Source organism: Curvibacter cyanobacteriorum, from assembly GCF_028649475.1.
GTDB classification, from domain to species: Bacteria; Pseudomonadota; Gammaproteobacteria; order Burkholderiales; family Burkholderiaceae_C; genus Curvibacter; species Curvibacter cyanobacteriorum.
Window position 1 is genome coordinate 40264 of the sequence record NZ_JAQSIP010000008.1, and the last position, 23350, is coordinate 63613.

Sequence of the window (23350 nt, forward strand, 5' to 3'; positions counted from 1 at the left end):
CATGCCCCAACTGTACGAATCGCTGCGCCGCCCTTACTACATCGAGGCGCCGCCGTACCGCCGCTCCTCGGCGGGCATCCGCGTCATGCACATGCTCTGCCATGTGCTGAACCGCCTGGGCGAAGAAGCCTATGTCTTCACCACCGGGGTCAACCCCGAGCTCAACACCCCCACCGTGACCGAGGACGTGGTGCGGCGCCACCTGCAGGCCGGGCGCGAACCCATCGTGGTCTATCCGGAGATCGTCAGCGGCAACCCGCGCCGCGCCAAGTCGGTGGTGCGCTATGTGCTCAATGTGCCGGGCCTGATCGGCGGCGACAAGACCTTTGCCGACACCGAACTCATCTACGCCTACGGCCAGAACATCCTGCCGCCCAACGCGCCTCCGGGCAATGTGCTGTTCTTCCCCTCGGTCGATTCCAGCCTGTTCAACAACCGCGACAACCCGCTGGACACCCAGCGCCAGGGCCTGCTGGTTTACCCCGGGCGGCACCTGAACGCGCTCAAGGAACACCCCGAGCTGGCCCAGGCCACCGTGATCACCTCCACCTGGCCCGCCAGCCGCGCCGAACTGGCCGCGCTGATGCGGCGCAGCGAGATGCTGTACTGCTTCGAGTCCACCGCCATCGCGCTGGAATCGGTGCTGTGCGGTTGCCCCGCCGTGACCCTGCACTCGCCGTTCTTTGATGGCCAGGCCATCAATTCACAGGAACTCGGTCGCGAGGGCATGGCCTTTGGCGACGCACCCGAAGAAATTGCCTACGCGCGCCGCACCGTGGGCCAGATGCAGGCCACCTACCAGCGCCTCGAAGAAGAGTTCTGGGTCAAGCTGCAGCAGTTCATCCGCGACAGCCAGGCCCTGCCCCTGACCGAGCCCGCCCCCCTGCCCGTGGTCTACCAGCCCAGCGCCGCCGACCAGGCCTTTGCCCAGTGGCGCCAGGCCCAGTCGCTCAATGAGTTCACCGCGCAGGCACTGGCCGAACGCATGATGACGGGCTGGCAGCACAAGCCGCGTTTCCACCTGCTGACCCACTGCCCCGAAGGCGCGGTGGACTCGGCCCAGGCCCTGCTCACCAGCCTGGACGCCCAGCTGTACCCCGAATGGATCCTGACGGTGCTGAGCACCGCCGACGCCCCCGCCAGCATCGCCCAAAACCCCCGCCTGCAGTGGCTGTGCCTGCGCGAAGACAGCTCGGCCCCGCTGGTGCTGCAAGCCCTGGCCGAGGCCTCGCCAGCCAACTGGCTGGGCCTGCTGCCCGCCGGCGTGACGGTGGCCGAGCCCCAATCGCTGCAGGCGCTGGCCGACCAGATCAACGCCCAACCCGACTGGCGCCTGGTGTACGGCGACGACGCCGTGCAGCCGGCGGGCCAGTCACCCGAGCCCCACTTCAAACCCGACTTCAACCTCGACCTGCTGCGCGCCAACGCCTACCTGGGTCGCGCCCTGTGGGTCGAGAAAGCCGCCCTGCTGGCCTGCGGCGGGCTGGGGGCCGACCCGGGCGCCACGGCCTACGATGTGGCCTTGCGCCTGCATGACCACGCCGGTGCCGCGGCGCTGGGTCACCTGAGCGAACTGCTGTGGCTGTACGCCAGCGCCAGCCTGCGCCACGGCGAGCCCGAGGCCGAACGCGCAGCCCTGCGCGCCCACCTGGCCCGTCAGGGCGTGGCCGCCGAGGTGCTGCCAGGCCTGAGCCCCCACACCCACCAGGTGCGCTACGCCGCACCGGCCCACAGCGACGTGACCGCCCTGATCGCGGTGCGCCACGACCGGCAGTACCTGCAGCCCCTGCTGGCCAGCTGGCAGCAGCTGCGGCCGACCGACCGCACGCCGCTGCTGCTGCTGGACCTGGGTTGCGATGACCCCGACGAACGCGCCTACCTCGACAGCCTGGCGCAAGACGCGTTCTGGCAGGGCCGGGTGCAGCGGCTGAACGCGCGCGGCCTGAGCCCCGCCCAGGCCCTGAACCTGGGGCTGCGCCACAGCACCGCCGAACACCTGCTGTGCCTGGACGTGCGCAGCCACCTGGTGCAAGCCGACTGGCTGGAGCGCCTGCTGGGCATCGCGCAGCGGCCCGAGGTCGGCGCCGTGGCCCCGCGCCTGGTCAACCCGGCCAACTCGCTGCTGATCGAGGGTCACTGGCTCGGTGGCCTGGAAGGCCTGGCGGGCCCCGCGTTCCGCGACCTGGGCCTCGACGAACCCGGCCCGCATGAGCGCGCCCTGTGCGAGCAAAGCGCGCTGGCGGTCAACGCGTCGGTGCTGCTGATCAAGCGCTCGGCCCTGGCCGGCGCCGCCTGGCTGGATGAAACCCTGCCCGAGCGCGCCGCCTGGGCCGAACTGGGCCTGCGTCTGCGCGCGCAACAGCGCCTGTTGGTCTGGACCCCGCACGCGGTGGTGCTGCAACACCCACGCCCGCCGGCCCCGGCCAGCGCCCCCGACACCGTGCCCCCGGTCTGGCCCCAACTGCCCTTGACGGCGCTGGCGCGTGACCCGAACCACCACCGCCAATTGAGCCTGAGCCAGCCCGCGCTGCCAGAGGCCGCGCGCCGTGCGCCGTGGCTCGACACCCACCAACGCCGCCAGCGCTGGCTGCTGGTGGGCCCGGCGGCCAGCCCCTTGTCGGCCATGAGCCGCGTGCAGGACAGCCTGCGCCAAAGCGATGACGCGCAGGTGGGCCGCTTCGAGATCGGCGCCCAGCCCGGCCCGCTGGCCGACTGGCTGATGGCCGTGCTGCGCGCCGCGCCCGACCGGGTGCTGCTGCACGGGCTGCACCTGCCGCTGGTCCAGGCGCTGCTGGCCGCACTGGCCCAGCACCAGCCCGAGCGGCCTTGCCTGCTGCTGCTGGACGACCTGCAGCCCTGGAGCCAACCCGACAATTTCCTGTGCCCGCCGGCCCCGGCCCTGCTGCGCAGCCGCCTGCGCCCGCTGCTGGCGCCAGCCCACACCGTGCTGCTGAGCAGCGCCCATGACCTCGGCAAACTGGCCGGCGTCCACCCCCGCCTGCAGTCGCTGCAGGCTGACCCGGTGCGCTTTGGCGCCCTGGCCGTGGACGGCTGGCTCCATTGAAACCCCACCTCCCCCCCGTATGACCCAACGCCTGGACATCCTGATCACCTCGTACAAGCACCCGGAGTACCTGGACGAATGCCTGCAGTCCCTGGCCGCACAGACCTGGCAAGGCTTCAACGTCCACATCGTGGACGACAGCCCAGGCAACCCGGTGCAGGGCGTGATCGACAAATGGCGCGCGCAAGGCATGACCATCGAGTTCAGCCAGAACGAGCAGAACATCGGCGGCATCGAATGCCTGGACGCCATGTACCAGCGCACCCAGTCGGACTACGTCATGTGGCTGCACCACGACGACATCCTGTGGCCCCAGTTCCTTGAGAAGCTGCTGTGCGAAGGCCTGCTCAAGCACCCGGAATGTGGTTTTGGCTACAGCCTCTACCAGCGCAAAACCGGTGACCAGATCCAACCCGACACCGGCGTCTACCGGCCGGCCCTGAGCACCGGCCCGCATTCGGTGGTGCACCACCTGTGCATCACGAATTGGATCATTTGCTCGTTTGCCATTTTCAAGCGCAGCGCGCTGGATCAGGTGGGTGGCATCCAGCGCCACGCCTGGCGCGACCGCCTGATCGGCCTGCCCACCTCGGCCTACCCGGACCAGTACATGTGTGCCCGGGTGGCCGCGCAAAGCCCCGCCTACGTGCTCGACGAACCGCAGGGCTATTACCGCATCCACGCCAGCAATGCCACCAACCGCACCGGGGGCGAGCTGCGCCGGATCACGGAGAGCGTGCGCACCTACGACTACATCTTTGACGACCACAACATCTTCGACAAGGTCACGCGCTACCTCGCCAAAGCCAATGCCCACGGGCGTTTGCTGTCGGACGTGGGCGTGATCCAGGCCATGCTGCAGATGATCCAGGCCACCGAAGTCGGCCAGGAACTGCGCCCCATGGCCAAAGAGCTGCTGATCGCCACCCACCAGGCCTTGAGCCCCTTGATCTATGACGACGCGGCCCGAGGCCGCCCTTTGGTGACACCGCGCCAGCACCTGGACGAGGTTGCCCGCCTGGTGCAGCAACTCTGAGCTGCCCAAAGCCGTTCCCCTGGAGGAGACACCATGACCCATGCCTTCGACCAACTCGACCGAGACGGCTACCTGGCCCTGGGGCCGGTGGCCGACGCCGCCACCTGCGCGGCCCTGAAAGAAGAGATTTTTGACTGGCACCGACGCCAGTCGGCCCTGCGCCCGCCAATCAGTGCCCACCACTGGGGGGTGCACCATTTCGTTGAGTACCCACACACCCAGGCCCTGCTGGCTTCGGACTGGCTGCATGGTTTTTGTGAAGGGCTGTTCTCGGGGCAGCCGTGGATCCTGCACGCGATTGGCGCTTCCATCAACCCACCAGCCGGCCAGGGCGCCTACGCCCACGGCAGCCAGTGGCACCGCGACAGCCCCACCTACCGGGCAGCGGGTCGCGAGTACATCATCGTGATGCTGTTCCTGGACGACTTCACTGTCGCCAACGGGTGCACCGAGGTGGCACCGGGCACCCACCTGCAAGTGGCCGTGCCGCCGTTGGAAGTGTTGGAGCGCGACAGCGTGCATGCCACCGCGCCGCGGGGCTCGGCGCTGGCGTTCTTCCCTGACACGGTCCACCGGGCGGGCACGAACACCACCGACCAGTTCCGCATCGGCATCACCATGGCCATCACCCGCCCCTACCTCAAGCCCTTGATGGACTATGCGCGGCTGCTGGGCCTGGACCAAGAATCCCGTTTGAGCCCGCGCCTGGCCCAAGTCCTCGGCTATAACGCCAAAGTGCCGCAAAGCATGGCCGAATGGAACGCGCCGCCGGAGCAGCGCTTCTACAAACGAGGACAAGGATGAGCACCGCCCCGACCGACATCCGACTGCGGGAAATTGAAAGCCGCGATCTCCCCTTCATCCACACCCTGCGCGAGCCCGAGGTGGTGGCCCACCTGGGCGCGGCCTTCCGCCATGTGTCGACCGAAACCGACGCCGAATGGCTCAACGCCTACCGCCGCCAGCGCGACCGCCAAGTGCGCCTGGTGATCGAACAAGGGACGGAGCCGATCGGAGTGTTCTACCTGCTGGGCATTGACTGGATCCACCGCAGCGCGGAGTTCGCCATGGCGCTGGCCCCCGGCGCGCGGGGCCGCGGCGCCGGCACCGAAGCCGCCCGCCAGGGCATCGCCCACGCCTTCCAGGACCTGAACCTGTCGCGCCTGCACCTCAGCGTGCTCAGCGACAACCTGGCCGCCAAGCGCCTCTACCAAAAAGTGGGCTTTGTCTGCGAAGGCATCCACCCGCAAAGCACCTGGAAGAACGGTGCCTGGAAGGACAGCGAAACCTGGGCGCTGCGCACTGCGGCGAGAGGCGCATGAAACGGGTGGCGCTGATGCAGCCGTACCTGTACCCCTACCTGGGGTACTTTCAGTTGATGCACCATGCCGATGTGTGGATCTCTCACGATGATGTGCAATACACCAAAGGCTGGTGCAACAAGAACCGCCTCTGGGACGGGCAGCAGCCCAAACACTTCAGCTTGCCCTTGAAGGCCGCCAGCAGCAAAGCCCTGATCAAGGACCGCCAGTTGGTGGACTTGAAGCAGTTCACCCGTCACCAGTTGGCCGATCTGCACCGGGTCTACCGCCATCATCCGTTTTTCGACGAAGTGCACGGCTACCTCAGTGCCCTCTGGCAACGCGAAGCCGAGGTGTCGCAGCTCAGCGCCTTCCTGCACCACACCCTGTTTGACCTGGCCCGTGGTCTGGGGCTGCAGTGCCAGTTCCTGGTGTCCAGCGACACCGGCTGGGGAGGCGAGCACCACGCCCAGGACCGGGTCCTGGCCATTTGCGAGCGCGCAGGCGCCAGCCACTACCTCAACGCACCGGGCGGGCGCGCGCTGTACGACCCGCAAGCCTTCGAGGCACGGGGCCTGCAACTGGGTTTTCTGAGGCCGGTGCTGCGGCCGTTCCCGCAAGCCCGTGGCGGGCAGGCTGATTTTGGTCTCTCCATCATCGACACGCTGTTCAACCTGGGTTTTGAGCAAACCCGCACCGAGGTCACCTTGGGAGCCATCGAATGGGTCACGCACTGACGTCGGTGGGCGGCTTCCCAACCTGGCACGACCTCTCGCACCCGGGCCTGGACGTGGGCCATTGGGCCTACTCGGCCAGCCACGCCTTGCGCGACTACTTCAAGCACCAAGGTGTGCGCGTGGTGTGGTTGCCGGCGTTCTACTGCCCGGACACGGTGGACTTTCTGGCCCTGGACTTCAGCGTGCGCCGCTATGCCGCAGCGCAGCCGGCCCGGCCCGAGATCCCGGTCGTGGCCCAAGCGGGGGACGGCATCGTGCTCTACCCCCCTCTGGGCCAGACCACGGGCTGCCGCTGGCCCGCGTTGGCAGCCCTGCGCGAACGTGGGCTGCAGGCGGTGCTGGACCTTGTGCACGACTTGCATGCCGCCCCCCATTGGCATGCCCAGGGCTGGAACACCGTGGTCTCGTTCCGCAAGTTCTACCCCGTGCCCTGCGGTGCCCGGCTGCTGAGCGAGGCCCTGTCGCCCAACGCCGACCAGCTCGAGCGCGCGGTCCCGGACAGCGAGCTCGACGCCGCCTGCCTGACCCTGCGACAACCCCGCACCGAGGGCTACGCCCGTTTCAAGCAGCATGAAGCCCAGCTGCACCGCCCCGAAGCGACGCTGCCCGCCTGGGTGCCCAAGCTAGTGGCCAGCCTCGATGAGGCCGCATTCCGGCAAGCGCGGCAGACCGCCTACCAAGGCTTGCACCAGCAGCTCGGCCCGATCAACCAGTTCTTCGAGGCCACGGACTGTGCGCCTGCGCTGGGCCAAGCCCCGATTGCCTACCCCTTTTATCAAGCCGGGCTAGACAGCGCCGCGCTGCGCCAACGTCTGGCCGGTGAGGGCATTTTCATCCCCCACTTCTGGCCCGGCCTGGCGCCGGTGCCGGGCCCGTCGCCCTGGCAGGACAGCCTTTTGCTGCCCACGGGCCCCCTGCTCGGTGCGTCGCAACTGGACCGGCTGGTGGCCCAGTTGCGCGCCCTTCTCCCCACTTTCACCAAGGACTCCCCATGACCCCCTACGCCTACGACTTTGACTGGATGATTCGCCGTGCCCTGATTCAGCGCTGGCGTCCGTTTCTCAAGCCCCAGGGAGCCTCACTTGAGGTGGGTTGCTACATGGGGGACATGACGGGCCTGCTGCTCGAAGAACTGGGGCAACTGGACGTGGCCGAGATGAACCCCGATTGGGCCCGTGCGGTGTCCGAGCGCCATGGCGACAAAGTGACCCTCACGATCGGGAAGATCGAAGATCTGGTCACGGACAAGCGCTACGATCAGATCTTCCTGGTCCACACCCTCGAACACATCGACAACCCGGTCGAGGTGCTGCAGGCCCTGCGCCAACTGTTGACGCCCACGGGCCACCTGTTTGTGGCCGTGCCCAACGCGCTGGCCCTGTCGCGCCAACTGGCCGTGGGCATGGGCCTGATCAGCCACCCCGAGGCGGTGACCGAGGCGGAAAAGGTGCATGGCCACTGGCGCACCTACACCCAGCAAACCCTCAACGCGGACCTGCACGCAGCCGGCTTGGTGAACCGGGCCGAGGGCGGGGTGATCCTCAAGACCCTGTCCAACGGGCAGTTCGACAAAGCCCTGGCCAGCGACATCGTGAGCAAGGAATACGTGGCCGCCTGCGACCAGCTGAGCCTGCAATACCCGGAGTTGTCGGCTTCGGTGTACAGCGTCTGCGGCCAGGCCTAACCCCCCAGGGCCCGTGCAGCGGGCCCCCCCGGGCGGTCGGCCCGCCTGGGCCGCAAGCGATCAAGCGATCAGGTGGCCCGTGTCAATGACTGGGCCCGGCGCACGATGTCGACCACCTGGTGCACGGTGTCCAAAGGCAGATCCGGGTAGATCGGCAGGCACAGGATCCGGCTCGACGCGAAATGCGCGCGCGGCAGGTTGCTGGGGCTGGCCGAGGGCAGGCCCCGGTACATCGAGAACTCGCTGATCAAGGGGTAAAAATACCGCCGTGCATGGATGTTGTGCGCCAGCAGCAGGTTGTAAAGCTCGTCGCGGCTGATCGGATAGTGCTCCTCCAGCAGGATCGGGAAGTAGGCGTAGTTGGCCCGCAACTCGTCGCGCCCCGACACGCAGCGCACCCCGGGCACGTCGGCCAGGGCCTGCCGGTACACCGCATCAATCTCCTGGCGCTTGGCCAGCGCACCGTCAATGTGCTTCAACTGCAGCAAGCCCAGCGCGGCATTGAACTCACTCATCTTGCCGTTGATGCCGGTGGCTACCACCGCCGTCTCGTTGGCGTAGCCAAAGTTCTTCAGGAAGTCGATGCGCTCCTTGCTCTTGAGGTCGCGGCAAATGATGGCACCGCCCTCAAAGGTGTTGAAGACCTTGGTGGCGTGGAAGCTCAGGATCGACAGGTCCCCGTGGTTGAGCACACTGCCGCAATGGCATTGGACGCCGAAGGCATGGGCCGCGTCGTAGATCACCCGAAGGTTGTACATGTCGGCGATCTTCTCGATCGCCTCCACATCGCAAGGGTGGCCATAGCAATGCACCGGCAGGATGGCCGTGGTTTGCGGGGTGATGGCGGCCTCGATCTTGGCCGGGTCCATGTTGAGGGTGACCGGGTCGATGTCCACAAACACAGGCTTGATACCGTTCCACAACAGCGAGTGCGCGGTGGCCACGAAGGAATACGGCGTGGTGATCACCTCGCCCGTGATCCGCAAGGCCTGCAGGGCGGTGACCAGGGCGATGGTGGCGTTGGTGAACAGCGCCACATGGGGCACCTCCAGGTACTCGGCCAGGGCCACCTCAAACTGCTTGTGAAACGGCCCGCCATTGGTCAGTTGCCCGCTGCTCCAGACCTTTTCCAGGTACGGAATGAACTCCTCCAGTGGCGGCAGGTAGGGCTTGGTGACGTAGGTTTTCTCGTTGTTCATGGCTGCACCGATCGGGTTGCGGCGCTCGGTCCCTTGCGGCCAATCGCCCATGACTTGACTGTGCCAGTTCCCAGCGGACTTGACCAGCCAACAAACGGTCGAACAAACGACACAAAGCCCGCCATTTGCGCCGCCGCCTGCCCGCAGCAGTCCAGCCTCCAGGGCGACAGGTCGATGCCGAGTGCCAGCCCAAAGCGGGGATTACCCACCTTTCCCCCCTCTGTTGCCTGCACCAAGGCGAAAACGCAGCCGATACATTAAGGAACACGATTGAGGGGCCTGCGTGGCCCACGCCACCACAGGAGTAGCCCCATGTTTTCTGCGCTTCCCGGCACCGTCCACGACTTTTATGCGTCCATTCTCTCGGCGTCGATCCAGGCGCTGAAGATGAACACCTTTTTCGACAACTTCGACAAGCAGCGCTACAACACCGACGGCGTCGACCGCGCCGGGGTGTTCGAAGTGGGCGAACGGGTGTTTTACTTCGACTGGTTCTTCCGCCACCACCCCGAGTTGTTCCGCGCCTATGCGGCACTGGACAACGACGACTCCAAGCTGCTGTACCTGTTCCTGATCAGCTACCGGCTGGCCGGGCACCACAGCGTCAAGATCCCGGTGGACTACCTGTTCAAGCCGCAGGAATACGAGGCTTACCAGGCGATCGAGCAAGGCGTGGAGAGCCAGCTTGCCCTGACCGGCATGTTCGGCAAGCTCAAGCACTACGACTTCCAGTACGAAGGCCACCAGTACAAGATCGACTGCCTGGGCCTCGAGTACTACCTGTTCCGCCGCCAGTACTTCTACGAGAAGAACGGCGTGGTGGTGGCCCCGCAAGCCGGCGACCATGTGATCGATGGCGGCGCCTGCACCGGCGACACCGCCCTGGTGTTCTCCAACGCGGTGGGCCCGACCGGCCGGGTGTACGCGTTTGACCCGGTGGCCGAGCACCTGGAGCTGATGCGGCACAACTGCCAGCAGTTCCCGCTGCCCAACGTGCAACCCATGCCGTATGGCCTGTCGAACCGCGACGTTGACTGCCCGCCCATCGTCGTCAACAAGTACTCGCCAGGCTTTCGCACCACCCACCAGCAGGTGCCGCTGCGCAGCATCGACAGCCTGGTGCGCTCGGGAGATGTGGCGCGCGTGGACTACATCAAGATGGACATCGAAGGCTCGGAGATGGATGCGCTGCGCGGCGCCCACGAAACCATCCAGCGCTTTCAGCCCAAGCTGGGCATTTCGCTCTACCACAACCCCAACGACCTGTTCGAAATCCTGCTCTACCTCAAGCTGACCTACCCGTTCTACCAGTTGTACCTGGACCACTACACCATCCATCAGGAGGAAACGGTGCTGTATTGCATTGCACCGCAGCGCGTGGTGCAGGCCTGAGGCGGCTCAAAGGTCGGGAAGAAAGGCCCCGTTTCCGCCTCTGTTGCCCCCCTTGCCCCAGCTGCAATCCGATACATTTAGGGCTATCAGCTGCCCCGATGGCCCAGAGTCGTCGGGCGGCGCCCCGATCAACAGGCCCTGCCGAGCCCCAACCACTGACTCCGCATGTTCGTCATCATTGGCTACGTCGTCTGCCTAGGCTGCATTTTTGGCGTCTACATTGTCCACGGCGGCAACATCAGCGTCATTTTGAAAGCCTTGCCGTTCGAGATGATCACCATCTTCGGCGGCGCGCTGGGCGCCTTCGTCGTGAACAACCAGCCCAAGGTGCTCAAGGCCACGCTCAAGGCCCTGCCCGACGCCTTGAAGGGCTCCAAGTACACCAAGGCGCGCTACATGGAGCTGCTCTCCATGTTGTACGAAATCCTGCAGAAGGCCCGCAAGGAAGGCCTGATGGCGATCGAAAAAGATGTCGAATCGCCGCACGACTCCCCGATCTTCAGCAAATTCCCGGTCGTGGGCCACGACCACCATGTGATCGAGTTCACCACCGATTACCTGCGAATGATGGTGTCCGGCAACCTCAACGCCCACGAGATCGAAGCCCTGATGGACAGCGAGATCGACACCCACCACGCCGAAGCGCACGCCCCGATCGCCGCGCTGGCGCGGCTGGCCGGTGCCCTGCCCGCATTCGGGATCGTGGCGGCCGTGTTGGGGGTGGTGAACACCATGGGCTCGGTGGGCCAACCCCCTGCCGTGCTGGGGGGCATGATCGGCTCGGCGCTGGTCGGGACCTTCCTCGGGATTTTGCTGGCTTACGGGGTGATGGAACCCTTGGGTGGTCTGCTCGAGCAAAAGATGGAAGACGCGGCCAAGGAGCTGCAATGCATCAAGACCACGCTGCTCGCCAGCATGCAGGGCTACAACCCGACCACCGCGATTGAGTTCGGTCGCAAGGTGCTGTTCTCCACCGACCGCCCCACCTTCTCCGAACTCGAAGCCCATGTGCGCGGCAAGAAGTAAGCGCCCGTCCCTCTCTTTTTGCACGCAGGTTTAAGGCCCTTTCTTCACCATGGCAGACGCCAAAAAGCTTCAGCCCATCATCATCAAGCGGGTCAAAAAAGGGGGCCACGCTGCGCACGGGGGTGCCTGGAAGATCGCTTACGCCGACTTCGTGACGGCCATGATGGCGTTCTTTCTGCTGATGTGGCTGCTGGGCTCCACCGCCAAGGGCGAGTTGCAGGGGATTGCCTCGTACTTTGCCTCGCCGATGAAGGTCGCCATGTCCGGGGGCTCGGGGGCTGGCAACAGCAACAGCATCATCCCCGGTGGTGGCACCGACCTCAGCCGCTCGGTCGGCCAGGTCATGAAGGCGGACCGCACCGATGCCAAGGCGGTCGTCAAATCCAACCCCGAGGCCGTCAAGGCGGCCCTGGCCAAGCAGGACGCCAAGCGCATCCAGGCGCTCAAAGACAAGCTCGAGACGCTGATCACCGACAACGTCAAGCTCAACGAATACAAGTCGCAGATCCGCATGGAGATCACCCCTGACGGGCTGCAGATCCAGATCGTCGACGACCAGAACCGGCCCATGTTCGACAGTGGCAGTGCCCTGGTCAAGCCCTACATGCGCGACATCCTGCGCGAGATCGGCAACGCCCTCAACGGGGTCGAAAACCGCATCAGCCTGGCCGGACACACCGATGCGGCCCCTTATGGCAACGGCGAGCGGGGCTACAGCAACTGGGAGCTGTCGGCCGACCGGGCCAACGCCTCGCGGCGCGAACTGGTGGCCGCCGGCATGCCCGACGAGAAACTCGCGCGGGTGGTCGGGTTGGCCGCCGTGGACCTGCTCGAGAAAGAGCGCCCCCGTGCGGCGAGCAATCGACGCATCAGCATCACCGTGATGACACGCGAGGCCGAAGAACGCTTGCTCGGATGGGCGAAAATGCCGGGCTACGCAACAGAAGCTGAGTTAGCCAAAGAAACTGAGGTTTTGACCGAAAAAAAACCTTAACATCAAGCTAGCGCTCCAATAGACTTTTACACAGAATTTCAAGATCGAAAGGGTCTCCTGTGGCAAACACCCTTCGCTTTCTGATCGTCGACGATTTCTCGACGATGAGACGCATCGTACGGAACCTGCTCAAAGAAAGCGGATACACCGAAGCAGACGAAGCCGAAGACGGCGTGGCAGCTCTGAACAAGCTGCGCAACGGCCGTTTTGACTTTGTCGTCACCGACATCAACATGCCGAACATGAACGGCTTCCAGCTCTTGTCCGAGATCAAGGCCGACGAACGGCTCAAGCACCTGCCGGTGCTGATGGTCACGGCCGAAGCCCGCAAGGAAGACATCGTGGCGGCGGCTCAAGGCGGTGCGGCCGGCTACATCGTGAAGCCTTTCACCAAGGCCACGCTGGAGGAAAAGGTCGCCAACATCCTCAAGAAACTGGGTTTGTGAGGCCACCATGGACACCAGCGACGCCCCCCTGACCGCGAGCCATGGAGACGTCACCGACGTTCACCAGAAAATCGGACACCTGACACGGCAGTTGCACAACGCGCTCAACGAGCTCGGCTACACCGAGAAGTTGCGCGGCACCATGGGCGAGCTGCCCGACGCCAAAAGCCGGCTGTCCTACATCGCCCGCCTGACCGGGGAGGCTGCCGAAAAGGTGCTGAACCGGGTCGAGCAGGCCAAAACCGAGCAGGACGCCCTGGCCAGCGAAACCCAGGCGGTGCGAGCGGCCTTGATCAAGGACCCCGTGCGAGCGGTGGCTTCGGGTCGGGTGTTGAACTACCTCAGCGAGGTCGAGCAACGCACCCGTGAAGCCGACACGCACTTGACCGAGATCATGATGGCGCAGGACTTCCACGACCTCACCGGCCAGGTGATCGCGCGCGTGGTGAACCTGGCGGCCACCATCGAAGAGCAGTTGGTGCAACTGGTGATTCAGACCGCCCCGGTGCCTGTGCCCGTGCCGGCCACCGTGACCGCCCGCGAGCACCTTGCAGGCCCCGTGGTGGACCCTGAGAACACGCCAGACATCGTCACCGACCAATCGCAGGTCGACGACCTGCTGGCCAGCCTCGGTTTCTGAGCCCGCCCCCGCTGCCCTCGGGGCGGCGCTTTCCCCCTCGCTGGCACGGCCCCAGCGGCCTGGGCTCCGCCCTGCAAAAGCAGATTTGTCAGCTTGTTTTCACCCTGAGAACAAGCCCTCTGAACAAGCCTGAATGCCCCCTCTTTTCAGACTTTAGATTTTCGGGCGCCCTTTCAGAATGACGGTACGCAGACCGCACCGTCACCATGTCCGACCAAGATCGCCCCCTACCCGCCTCAGCGCGCAAGCTCGCCAAAGCCCGCGGCGATGGTCAGGCCTCGCGCTCGCGTGACATTTCTCACCTGCTGGTGCTGGGCGCCGGCGCCGCCGCGCTGTGGGTTCTGACCCCCACGCTGGTCAAGCACCTGAAGCTGGTGCTGGTGCAGCAGCTGTCTTTCAATGCCAGCCGCCTGGCCAACCCGCTGGAGATGCTGACCCAGTTGCAGCACATGTCGGGCGTGGCCCTGGTGATGTCGGTGCTGTTTGCCGGCATCGTGAGCGCCGCCTCGATCGGCGGACAAGTTGCTTCTGGCGGCTGGGTCTTCAGCCTGACCCCGATGATGCCGGACCTGAGCCGCCTGAACCCCATCACGGGCCTGGGCAACTTGGTGTCCAAGCAACAGATCGTCAACGTGCTCAAGCTCGTGCTGCTGTCCACCCTCATGGGCTGGGTCGGCTGGGTGTACCTGTCCAACAGCTTCCAGGAGATCGCAGGCCTGCTGATGCAGCCCTCGGTCGCCGCCGTGGCCTACCTGACGCGCTGGCTGGTCACCGGCCTGGCGCTGTTGATGCTGATCGTGTTTGCGGCCGCCGTGATCGACGTGCCGCTGCAGAAGTACTTCTTCATGGACAAGCTCAAGATGTCCTACGACGAAGTCAAGCGCGAGCACAAGGACGCCGAAGGCAACCCGCACGTCAAGGGCAAGCTGCGCGCCAAGCAGCGCGAAATGGCGCAACGCCGCAGCATCGCCAACGTCCCCAAGGCCGACTTTGTGGTCATGAACCCGACCCACTTTGCCGTTGCGCTGAAGTACGACGAAGCCACCATGAGCGCCCCGCAAGTGATCGCCAAGGGCGCCGACCTGCTGGCCTTCAAGATCCGCGAGGTGGCCAATGCCCACCAGGTGCCGGTGCTGCAGTCGCCCATGCTGGCCCGCGCGCTCTACGCGCACGCCGAGCTGGACCAGACCATCCCGTCGGCACTGTACTCGGCCGTGGCCCAGGTGCTGGCCTACGTCTACCGCCTCAAGGCCGCCATGCGAGGCCAAGGTCCGCTGCCCCAGCAACCCGACCCCTTCGTGCCGCCCGAACTCGATCCGCTCAACAAGCCAAAAGCCGCAGGAGCTGACGCATGAACGACTTCCTCCGCACCCTGCAACAGCGCCTGGGCCCGCACGCCTACCTGATCCAGGGTCTGTCAGCCCCCCTGATGGTGGTGCTGATCCTGTCGATGATGGTGCTGCCCATGCCGCCTTGGCTGCTGGACACCTTCTTCACGCTGAACATCGCCGTCGCCTTGATGGTCATGCTGGTGGCCGCCTACATGGTGCGGCCGCTGGACTTTGCGGCCTTCCCCTCGGTGCTGCTGCTGACCACCCTGATGCGCCTGTCGCTGAACGTGGCCTCCACCCGCGTGGTGCTGCTCGAAGGCCACACCGGTGCCGGCGCGGCCGGTGCGGTGATCGAGGCCTTCGGCCATTTCCTGATCGGCGGCAATTTCGGGGTTGGCTTGATCGTGTTCTCGATCCTGGTGGTGATCAACTTCGTGGTGGTCACCAAGGGCGCCGAGCGGATCGCCGAAGTGTCGGCCCGCTTCACCCTGGACGCCATGCCCGGCAAGCAGATGGCGGTCGACGCCGACCTGAACTCGGGCCTGATCGACGAAAAGGAAGCCAAGCGCCGGCGTGCCGAAGTGGGCGAGGAAGCCAATTTCTTCGGCGCCATGGACGGTGCCTCCAAATTCGTGCGCGGCGACGCCATGGCCGGCATCCTGATCCTGCTGATCAACATCGTGGGCGGCTTTGCCATCGGCATCCTGCAACATGGCCTGAGCGCCAGCCAGGCCGCCAACTCCTACATCCTGCTGGCCGTCGGTGACGCGCTGGTGGCGCAGATCCCAGGCTTGCTGATCTCGGTCGCCGCGGCCATGGTGGTCTCGCGCGTGGGCAAGGAAAACGACGTCAGCAAGCAGATCATGGGCCAGATGCTGGCCTCGCCGCGCGTGCTGGGCATCACCGCAGCCATCCTGATCATGCTGGGCCTGGTGCCGGGCATGCCGCACCTGGTGTTCCTCGGCATGGGCGGCGCGATCGGCTACGCCGCCTGGGCCCTGGCCCGGCGCCAGGCGGCCGCCGCAGCGGTGCCGCCGCCGCCCCCGCCGGCGGCCAACGACGGCGAGGCCAGCTGGGACGACCTGCAACCGATCGACCTGCTGGGCCTCGAACTGGGCTACCGCCTGATCTCCCTGGTCGACAAGAAGCGCCAGGGCGACCTGCTGACCCGCATCAAAGGCGTGCGCCGCAAGTTTGCTCAGGAGGTGGGCTTCCTGCCGCCCGCCGTGCATGTGCGCGACAACCTCGAACTCAAGCCCAGCGCCTACCGCATCACCCTGCGGGGCGTGACCGTGGGCGAGGGCGAGGCCTTCCCCGGCATGCACCTGGCCATCAACCCGGGAGGCATCACCACGCCGCTGATTGGCACCGCCACCACCGACCCGGCCTTCGGTCTGCCCGCCCACTGGATCGACGATCGCCAGCGCGAAGCGGCGCAAATGGCTGGTTTTACCGTGGTTGATTCAGAAACCGTGGTGGCCACTCATTTGTCACACTTGATGCAAACACAGGCCGCCAAGTTATTGAGTCGCACCGAGACCCAGCAGCTGGTGGAACACGTTGCCAAACTGGCCCCGAAACTGATTGAAGAAGTCGTCCCGAAAATGGTCTCCATCGCCAACTTCCAGAAAGTGCTGCAGCTGCTGCTGGACGAGGCCGTGCACATCCGGGACATCCGCACCATCATCGAAACCCTGGCCGAACACGCGACCACCATCACCGACCCGGTCGAGCTGGCCCGCCGCGTGCGGATCGCCCTGGCACCGGCGATCGTGCAGCAGATCTACGGCCCGGCCCGCGAGCTCAATGTGATCGCCATCGAGCCCGGCCTGGAGCGCCTGCTGGTGCAAGCCCTGGGCGGCAACAACGGCACGGCGCTGGACCCCGGCGTGGCCGATGTGCTGACCCGCAGCGCCGCCGAAATCGCCAACAAGCAAGAAGAGATGGGCCTGCCCGCCTGCTTGCTGGTCCCCGATCAGATCCGCGGTGCCATGGCCCGCCTGGTGCGCCGCCTGGCGCCCCGCATGCAGGTGCTGGCGCACAGCGAAATCCCTGAAACACACACCATCCGCATTGGTCCCATTCTGAGAGGTGCCACATCATGAACATCCGACGTTTCACTGCCGCCACGTCCCGCGAAGCACTGGCCAAGGCACGAATGGCTTTTGGGGATGGCACGCTGATCTTGTCCAACCGCCCCACCGCCAATGGCGTGGAGGTGATGGCCACCGGTGAGGATGCGCTGTCCGCACTGGAGCAGCACACCGAAGGTGGCCCCTCGCAAGGCCAGGGCCTGACCCAGGTGCCCGGCTCCAGCCTGAGCCGCAAGCTGGCCGCCATGAACCCGCCCGAGCTGGCCCCGCGCGCCGTGCGCGAGGACACCGAACAGCTGGCCATGAGCACCCTGTCTTTCCAGGACTATGTGCGTGAACGCATGCTGCGCCGCCGCCATGAAGCCATGAACAGCGGCGACGAAGGCCTGGGCGCCAGCAGCCCCAGCCCGGCCCCGCGCGGCCCAAGCCTGCCGCAAGACATCCAGCCGATCACCTTCAAGAAGGCCGCGCCCCATGTGCAGCCGGTGAACCGCCCCGCCCTGCGCACCCCGCGCGAGGACCTGACGCCGCCCCGCAGCAAGCCCGCCGTCCAAGCCGCGGCCCCCGCGGTCAACCAGCAAGGCATCGTCAACGAGCTGCAGGCCATGAAGGAGCTGATCGAAGAGCGCTTCAACACCCTGGCCTGGCTGGGCCAGGCCAAGCAGGACCCGATCCAGTCGAACCTGATGCTGAAGATGATCCGCGCCGGCTACTCGCCCGCACTGGCCCGCGCCATCCTGGAGCGCCTGCCCGCCGAACTCGGGGCCGCCGAGGCCGTGCGCTGGCTGATGGAAGTGCTGGAGCGCAACCTCAAGACCGACGCCGAAAGCTACCCGATCTACGAAGAAGGCGGCATCTACGCCCTGATCGGCGCCACCGGCGTCGGCAAAACCACCACCACCGCCAAGCTGGCCGCCCTGTGCGCCCGCGTGCATGGCCCGGGCAGCGTGGGTCTGATCACGCTGGACACCTACCGCATCGCGGCCCACGAGCAACTGCGCACCTATGGCCGCATGCTCGGCGTGGTGGCCCACCTGGCCCACGACCGCGCCGCGCTGCAAGACCTGCTGAGCCTGCTGGGCAACAAGAAGATGGTGTTGATCGACACCACCGGCCTGGCCCCGCGCGACCCGCGCAAGCGCGAAATGCTCGACGTGCTCGACCTGCCCGGCATCCAGAAGCTGCTGGTGCTCAATGCCGGCAGCCACGGCGACACCATCGACGACACCCTGTCGTGCTTCAAGACCACCGGCGTGCAGCAAACCATCCTCTCCAAGGTGGACGAAGCCGTCAAACTGGGCCCTGCGCTGGACGCCCTGATCCGCCACCAGGTGGTGCTGCGCGGTGTCACCAATGGCCAGCGCGTGCCCGAGGACTGGGAAGCCGCCGACGCCGGCAAACTGGTGCGCGCCTCGATGCGCACCCCGGGCAAGTCGGCTTTCGACCCGAAGGCCGTCGACCTGAACTACTTCTTCTCGAACGGCAACATGGCCGCCCCGGAGCAAGCCCATGTTTGAAGCCGGACTGGACCAAGGGGCCGGCCTGCGCCGGCAAGCCCCCAAACCTGTGCTGCACCTGGTGCCGGTGGTGCGCCACGGCAACGGCGAGGCCGAATCGCGTTTGCTCTGGCAACTGGCCCACGCCCTGACCGCGCTGGACCTGCCGGTCGCCGTGCTCGACACCGACAGCCTGGAAACCGAAGAGGCCCCCGGCCTCAGCGAGTTGCTGCAAGAACGCTACAGCCTCGGCGAGGTGCTCGACGACACCCTGCCCTGGCCCATCGTGCCGGCGGCGCTGGGATGGCGCGAGCTGTTTCACCAGGGGCCGCTGACCGAATCCGCGCGCCAGGCGCTGCGCCAGCTGTTTGGCGCCTATGGGGTGCTGCTGGTGTATGGCACGGCCGACAGCCTGGGCCAGGCGCTGGCCAACACGGGTGTGCGCCCCCTGGTGCCCGTGGCACCGGAGCCGCGCACCCTGCTCAGCGCCTACCAGGCCATGAAGACCCTGGTGTCGCGTGCCCTGCTGATGCCCTCGGTGGCCATCATGGTGACGCACGCCACGGAATCTGAGGTGCGCAAGGCCTTGCAGGCCCGAAAAACGCTGCAAAATTGCTTCACCCGCCACATGGGTTGCTACCTGGATTCAATGACAGTAAAGTCCTTCACTGACGACGAAGTCGCTGGCCGCGACATCCAGATGCTGGCGCTGCGCCTCCTGGAAAACGCCTGCTCCCTGGGCACTTCCTCGGTTTCCCTGCTTCACCGCCCCACAGACGAAGAGGTTCAATTGGTTCGGAGCCACTGATGTACACGGCAAAAGGTCAACTCGACCGGGAAGCACTGATCAGGCAGTACGTGCCACTGGTGCGCAAGCTCGCGCACCACATGATCGCCAAGCTGCCGCCCAATGTCGAAGTGGATGACCTGATCCAGGTGGGCATGATCGGCTTGACCGAGGCGCTGGCCCGCTACCAGGCCAGCCAGGGCGTGCAGTTCGAGACCTTTGCCACCCAGCGCATTCGCGGCGCCATGCTCGACGAGCTGCGCGAGGGCGACTGGATGTCGCGCGGGTCGCGCAAAAGCCAAAAAGACATCGAACAAGCGGTGCACCGCCTGGAGCAAAAGCTCGGTCGCAGCCCGCTCGAATCCGAGATCGCCGCCGAGCTGGACCTGCCGCTGAGCGAATACCAAAGCCTGCTCGGGCGCGTGCGCGGCACGCAGCTGGTCTACCTCGAGGACATGACCGGCGGCGCCGACGACGACGACAGTTTTCTGGACCGCCACGTGGCCGACAGCGAAGCCGACCCGCTGGAGCTGCTGCGCAACCAGCGCCTGCGCCAGTCGCTGGTCGGTGCCATCGAAGGCCTGCCCGAACGCGAGCAGTACATCATGAGCATGTACTACGAGCAGGACATGAACCTCAAGGAAATCGCCGCCGTGCTGGGCATCACCGAGTCGCGGGTGTGCCAGTTGCACAGCCAGTCCATCGCCCGCCTGCGCGCCAAGATGCGCAGCCACTGAGGCGCCCCGGCGCCCTGGCCCATCCAGCCCTGGCCTCTCCAGCCCTGGCCCCAAGCCGCCGGGGCTGCCGCCCAGCCGGGCAGCCCGCGCCAGCCCCCCATTTTTTCAATCTCCCCCAGCGCGCTAGCGCGTGGGTGGGGCGCGGCGCAGCGACTCATAACGCTGCTGCACCGCCTCGCTGCCGTAGCGCGCCTCCAGCTGCTGGACCACAAAATGCCCCCGGGCCACCGCCTGGAAGTGGGACATGAACAGGGTGTTGAGAGCGGCCCCGGTCACCGCCCCCAGCACCGGCACGGACTGTGCGGCCACTTTTTCGGTGATGACCACGCCAAACCGCGAAGCCGCGGCCTCCAGCACCCGGCTCAGCGCCCGGGTGGCCAATGAGCCGCCGACCTGCTGCGCCGCCTGCTGGGCCGCCAGCTGCCCCAGCGCCACCCCGGCCTCGCGCACCAACAGGGCGGTGGCCGCGCGCGCCGCGTAGTAGGCCGATTCGGTCGCGTCGTCCGACGGGCTGGGCGAGCCGAGGGCAAAGACGGCCAGGCACTCGGCTTTGACCGCGGGGTCGCGCAGGTCGGCGCCTTCGCTGCGGGCCACATCGGCAATCGCCCGCAGGATCAGCAAGGTGGAGGCTGGCAGCTCGGCCAGGGTGGACACCGGGCCCAGCCAGCCGCCCACCGCCCCCGACACCCCGACGGCCACCTTGTGCCCCCACTCCGACGCGCTCTGCCGCTGACTGGTGCTGGGCCGCCAACGCCAAAAAGCGGTCGCGGTCGCAGCCGGGGCCTGGGCTGGCGCCGGGGGCGTTGGCCCCGCCTCGCCCAGGCTGCTGAAGGCCACATCGACGGCCTTCTCCAAGGCCAGGCGGGTGGCCTGCTGCAAGCCTGCGCGGGCCGAGGACGGCAGGCGCGCCAGGGCTTTTTCGATCGGCGAGCCCAGCACTTGGGTGATCTTCAGGGTCAACGAGGGCGCCTCCAGGCGCGCCACGGCTTGCTGCAAGCGTTGCAGATCGGACTCGGACCAGGGGGTTTGGGGGGATGGCATGGGCTCCTTCGCGCGGGGCCAGCCTCGGTGGGCAGCCCCCGGTCAGTGTGCCATGGGGTGGGTCCGCTGGGGCCCGCGGCGCGCGCGCCGGCCCGGATCAGGGCTTGTAAGCCTTGGACAGGCCAGTTCCGGCCCGACCGAATGAGGCGCCATAGGTGGCGCCCGGGGCGGCTTGCGGCAGCAACGTGGCCACCGCGCGCTCGGTCTGCGCCTGCAGGCGCAACAGGGTTTCGCGCAGCAAGGCCAGGCGCGCGCTGACCGCGCTGAGGCGCTGCTTCAATTCGGGGGGCAGGGTTGCCGCGGGCGGCAAGGGGCCGGCGGCCAGGCGGGCCGTGGCGTCGCGCAGGCTTTGGGCACCGCGCTCGATGTCGCTCGAATCCGAACTGCCCAAGGCCTGGGCGATCGACTCCAGCTCGGCCTCCAGGGCCGAGAGCAGATCGCTGAAGGCGGACAGTGACATGCCAGCGTTTCCTGAAATTCAATCAGCAAGTAAGCACATGCTTACCTGAAAAGCCTCACTGAGGCGTACCGCGCGACAGGATCTCCTGCGCGTTGGACAAGAGCTTGTCGGCGATCGCGCCGGCGTTCACCTTGTAGGTGCCGTTGTCGATGGCGGACTTCACCGCCGCCACTTTGTCCATGTCCATGTCGCTGTCGCTCGACCCAGAACCCAGCGATTTGGCCAGGCTGGACACCGACACCGACGCCCCCGAACCCGAGTTGCCGGACTTTTTGACCGGGGGCGCAGCCGCCCCCTGGCCCGCGACCTGAGCCCCTGTTGTCGTGAGTGCAACAGGGATGTCTGGCGTTTGACCAATTTTCATCGTTCTCTCCAAGACCCCTATTGATGGAGTACCGTGCTTGTATCTTCGACAGCCGGCGGAGGAACTTTAGCCCAATCGCAAGAAAGCTGAAAAGAGGGGCTTAAATCTCGATCTGGACTGTGTTTTTATCCAGAACCAGCCCCGACATGATGCGGCCGTTGTCCATGCGCACCCGCACCAGCTGCCCGATCACCCCGCCGCCCAGGGCCTGACCGTCGGCCGTGACCTGGAACCCGGGGCCCTGCGCCACCACGCGCACCTGGGCGCCGGCGGCAAAGGCTTGCGGTGGCTTGACCATCGACTGACGCAAGGCCTGACCGGGTTGCAAGGCGCGCGTCGCCACCGAACCCACCCACTGGGCCGGGTCACTGAGGATGGCGGCGTTCTCGGCCGCCCAGTCGACTTCCGCCTCCATGGCATCGTCCATCACCAGCGGCGCCCCCGATGGCACACCGCCCTTGAGCACCCAGGCCGGTCCAAAGGCCTTCACCTGCACCGGCAAGAACACATTCCAGCGGGTCACGCCTTCGACACAGCGCAGGCCCAGGCGGGTTTTGCCCCACAGGCGCTGGCCCGGCGGCAGGTAGGGTTCGACGCGCGCGCAAGGCGCCAGGCGCAAGCGCTCATCCAGGCTGCCGACCACCACCTCCATGCGCAACAGGCCGTTTTGCAAGGCCGGGCTGCGCGCCAGTTCCTGGTCGATCCAGCGCTGGGTGAGTCGCGCGGCCTCCTGACCGATGGAGTCACCGGCGGGGGCGGCGGGCACCTGCGCGCCCGCAGACGGCAGCAGCAGCGCCAAGCCACCGGCCACCAAAGCCGAGCCCAGCCAGCGAACCCAAGGCGTGTGATTGAACATGTTGACCCCCGTTGCGATGGGCCCACGGGCCCCATTGAGACGAGCGAACTGTAGGCGCCTGGGCGGCGCGGCATCCCGCAAACAACACGGATTTCCACGCCTTCATCGACTCATTGCCCGCGGCCCGGATTTCCATAATCGACAGCAAACCGGAGAACCCCTCAGCCCTGACCCGTCGCCGCACCGAGAACCGCCATGCTCAACAAAATGATCCAACCCCTCGACTTCCAGGCCAAGGCACTGACGCTGCGGTCGGAGCGTCAGCGGACGATCGCGAGCAACATCGCCAACGCCGACACCCCCGGCTACGTGGCGCGTGACTTCAAGTTTGCCGACGCCATGCGCGACGCCACCAGCGACAACAACCTGACGCTCAAGCCCACCGCGCCCGGCACCGGCAGCGCCCTGGGCCAGACCGCCAGCCTGCAAGGCGCCACCCGGCCCGGCCACATCCCGCTGCCGATGCTGTCGACCACCTCGCTGCAGCAGGGCTACACCATCCAGTCGCAACCCGCGATGGACAACAACACCGTGGACCTGGACCGCGAGCGGGCCAACTTTGTCGACAACTCCGTGCGCTACGAGGCCACGCTGCGTTTCATCAATGGTTACTCCAAGACCATTCTGAGCGCGATCCAGGGCCAGTGATCGGTCCAACAGAAAGGC

23 protein-coding genes are annotated in these 23350 nt (G+C 66.3%); 18 read left to right on the forward strand and 5 right to left on the reverse strand.

What is annotated here, in order from left to right:
* The first annotated feature begins 1 nt into the window (after position 1).
* From PSQ40_RS16145 to PSQ40_RS16175, 7 genes are read left to right on the forward strand one after another with little or no spacing between them, the layout of a single operon-like run.
* The gene (locus PSQ40_RS16145; RefSeq protein WP_273952858.1) at positions 2-3064 is read left to right on the forward strand and encodes a hypothetical protein; all 3063 of its coding nucleotides are present in this window, start codon (positions 2-4) and stop codon (positions 3062-3064) included.
* Positions 3065-3083: 19 nt separating this feature from the next.
* Positions 3084-4100, forward strand: a complete 1017-nt coding sequence (locus PSQ40_RS16150; RefSeq protein WP_273952860.1) for a glycosyltransferase family 2 protein — start codon at positions 3084-3086, stop codon at positions 4098-4100.
* Positions 4101-4133: 33 nt separating this feature from the next.
* Positions 4134-4904 carry a phytanoyl-CoA dioxygenase family protein gene (locus PSQ40_RS16155; RefSeq protein ID WP_273952862.1) on the forward strand — a complete coding sequence of 257 codons (771 nt, stop codon included), beginning with the start codon at positions 4134-4136 and terminating at the stop codon, positions 4902-4904.
* Positions 4901-5422: a GNAT family N-acetyltransferase gene (locus tag PSQ40_RS16160; RefSeq protein WP_273952864.1), complete on the forward strand. Its 522-nt coding sequence runs from the start codon at positions 4901-4903 to the stop codon at positions 5420-5422. The genes PSQ40_RS16155 and PSQ40_RS16160 overlap by 4 nt, the downstream gene beginning before the upstream one ends.
* Positions 5419-6138: a WbqC family protein gene (locus PSQ40_RS16165; RefSeq protein ID WP_273952866.1), complete on the forward strand. Its 720-nt coding sequence runs from the start codon at positions 5419-5421 to the stop codon at positions 6136-6138. Before PSQ40_RS16160 ends, PSQ40_RS16165 begins: the two co-directional genes overlap by 4 nt.
* Entirely contained in the window at positions 6123-7133 is a 1011-nt protein-coding gene (locus tag PSQ40_RS16170; protein ID WP_273952868.1) for a hypothetical protein, read from the forward strand. Before PSQ40_RS16165 ends, PSQ40_RS16170 begins: the two co-directional genes overlap by 16 nt.
* Positions 7130-7822, forward strand: coding sequence for a class I SAM-dependent methyltransferase (locus PSQ40_RS16175; protein WP_273952870.1), 693 nt, complete (start codon positions 7130-7132; stop codon positions 7820-7822). The genes PSQ40_RS16170 and PSQ40_RS16175 overlap by 4 nt, the downstream gene beginning before the upstream one ends.
* A 68-nt stretch (positions 7823-7890) precedes the next feature.
* Here the strand turns inward: PSQ40_RS16175 and PSQ40_RS16180 are convergent, their stop codons facing one another.
* Positions 7891-9072 carry a DegT/DnrJ/EryC1/StrS family aminotransferase gene (locus PSQ40_RS16180; protein WP_409338607.1) on the reverse strand — a complete coding sequence of 394 codons (1182 nt, stop codon included), beginning with the start codon at positions 9070-9072 and terminating at the stop codon, positions 7891-7893.
* A 261-nt stretch (positions 9073-9333) separates the two neighbouring features.
* On the opposite strand from PSQ40_RS16180, the gene PSQ40_RS16185 reads away from it, so the two are divergent.
* From PSQ40_RS16185 to PSQ40_RS16230, 10 genes are all read left to right on the forward strand, one after another.
* Complete coding sequence (locus PSQ40_RS16185) at positions 9334-10413, forward strand: FkbM family methyltransferase (protein ID WP_273952872.1); 1080 nt, start codon at positions 9334-9336, stop codon at positions 10411-10413.
* Positions 10414-10578: 165 nt separating this feature from the next.
* The gene (motA, locus tag PSQ40_RS16190) at positions 10579-11439 is read left to right on the forward strand and encodes a flagellar motor stator protein MotA (protein ID WP_273952874.1); all 861 of its coding nucleotides are present in this window, start codon (positions 10579-10581) and stop codon (positions 11437-11439) included.
* Positions 11440-11488: 49 nt separating this feature from the next.
* Entirely contained in the window at positions 11489-12433 is a 945-nt protein-coding gene (motB, locus tag PSQ40_RS16195) for a flagellar motor protein MotB (RefSeq protein ID WP_273952876.1), read from the forward strand.
* A 59-nt stretch (positions 12434-12492) separates the two neighbouring features.
* The gene (gene cheY / locus PSQ40_RS16200; RefSeq protein ID WP_273952879.1) at positions 12493-12879 is read left to right on the forward strand and encodes a chemotaxis response regulator CheY; all 387 of its coding nucleotides are present in this window, start codon (positions 12493-12495) and stop codon (positions 12877-12879) included.
* 7 nt (positions 12880-12886) lie between these two features.
* Positions 12887-13519, forward strand: coding sequence for a protein phosphatase CheZ (locus PSQ40_RS16205; RefSeq protein ID WP_273952880.1), 633 nt, complete (start codon positions 12887-12889; stop codon positions 13517-13519).
* Between the two features lie 206 nt (positions 13520-13725).
* Positions 13726-14874 (forward strand): EscU/YscU/HrcU family type III secretion system export apparatus switch protein, encoded by a 1149-nt coding sequence (locus PSQ40_RS16210; RefSeq protein ID WP_273952882.1) that lies wholly within the window; start codon positions 13726-13728, stop codon positions 14872-14874.
* Complete coding sequence (flhA, locus tag PSQ40_RS16215; protein ID WP_273952884.1) at positions 14871-16955, forward strand: flagellar biosynthesis protein FlhA; 2085 nt, start codon at positions 14871-14873, stop codon at positions 16953-16955. Before PSQ40_RS16210 ends, flhA begins: the two co-directional genes overlap by 4 nt.
* Positions 16952-18460 (forward strand): flagellar biosynthesis protein FlhF, encoded by a 1509-nt coding sequence (gene flhF / locus PSQ40_RS16220; protein ID WP_273952885.1) that lies wholly within the window; start codon positions 16952-16954, stop codon positions 18458-18460. The genes flhA and flhF overlap by 4 nt, the downstream gene beginning before the upstream one ends.
* Positions 18453-19247 (forward strand): hypothetical protein, encoded by a 795-nt coding sequence (locus PSQ40_RS16225; RefSeq protein WP_273952887.1) that lies wholly within the window; start codon positions 18453-18455, stop codon positions 19245-19247. Before flhF ends, PSQ40_RS16225 begins: the two co-directional genes overlap by 8 nt.
* Positions 19247-19963: an RNA polymerase sigma factor FliA gene (locus PSQ40_RS16230; RefSeq protein WP_273952888.1), complete on the forward strand. Its 717-nt coding sequence runs from the start codon at positions 19247-19249 to the stop codon at positions 19961-19963. The genes PSQ40_RS16225 and PSQ40_RS16230 overlap by 1 nt, the downstream gene beginning before the upstream one ends.
* Before the next feature lie 123 nt (positions 19964-20086).
* On the opposite strand, the gene PSQ40_RS16235 is transcribed toward PSQ40_RS16230, so the two are convergent.
* From PSQ40_RS16235 to flgA, 4 genes are all read right to left on the reverse strand, one after another.
* Positions 20087-21004: an EcsC family protein gene (locus tag PSQ40_RS16235; RefSeq protein ID WP_273952889.1), complete on the reverse strand. Its 918-nt coding sequence runs from the start codon at positions 21002-21004 to the stop codon at positions 20087-20089.
* A gap of 97 nt (positions 21005-21101) precedes the next feature.
* Positions 21102-21464, reverse strand: a complete 363-nt coding sequence (locus tag PSQ40_RS16240; RefSeq protein ID WP_273952891.1) for a hypothetical protein — start codon at positions 21462-21464, stop codon at positions 21102-21104.
* 55 nt (positions 21465-21519) lie between these two features.
* Positions 21520-21828, reverse strand: coding sequence for a flagellar biosynthesis anti-sigma factor FlgM (flgM, locus tag PSQ40_RS16245; RefSeq protein WP_273952893.1), 309 nt, complete (start codon positions 21826-21828; stop codon positions 21520-21522).
* Between the two features lie 100 nt (positions 21829-21928).
* Positions 21929-22684, reverse strand: a complete 756-nt coding sequence (gene flgA / locus PSQ40_RS16250) for a flagellar basal body P-ring formation chaperone FlgA (RefSeq protein ID WP_273952894.1) — start codon at positions 22682-22684, stop codon at positions 21929-21931.
* 195 nt (positions 22685-22879) lie between these two features.
* On the opposite strand from flgA, the gene flgB reads away from it, so the two are divergent.
* A complete protein-coding gene (flgB, locus tag PSQ40_RS16255; RefSeq protein ID WP_273952896.1) occupies positions 22880-23332 on the forward strand; it encodes a flagellar basal body rod protein FlgB in 453 nt (150 codons plus the stop codon).
* Positions 23333-23350 lie beyond the last annotated feature (18 nt).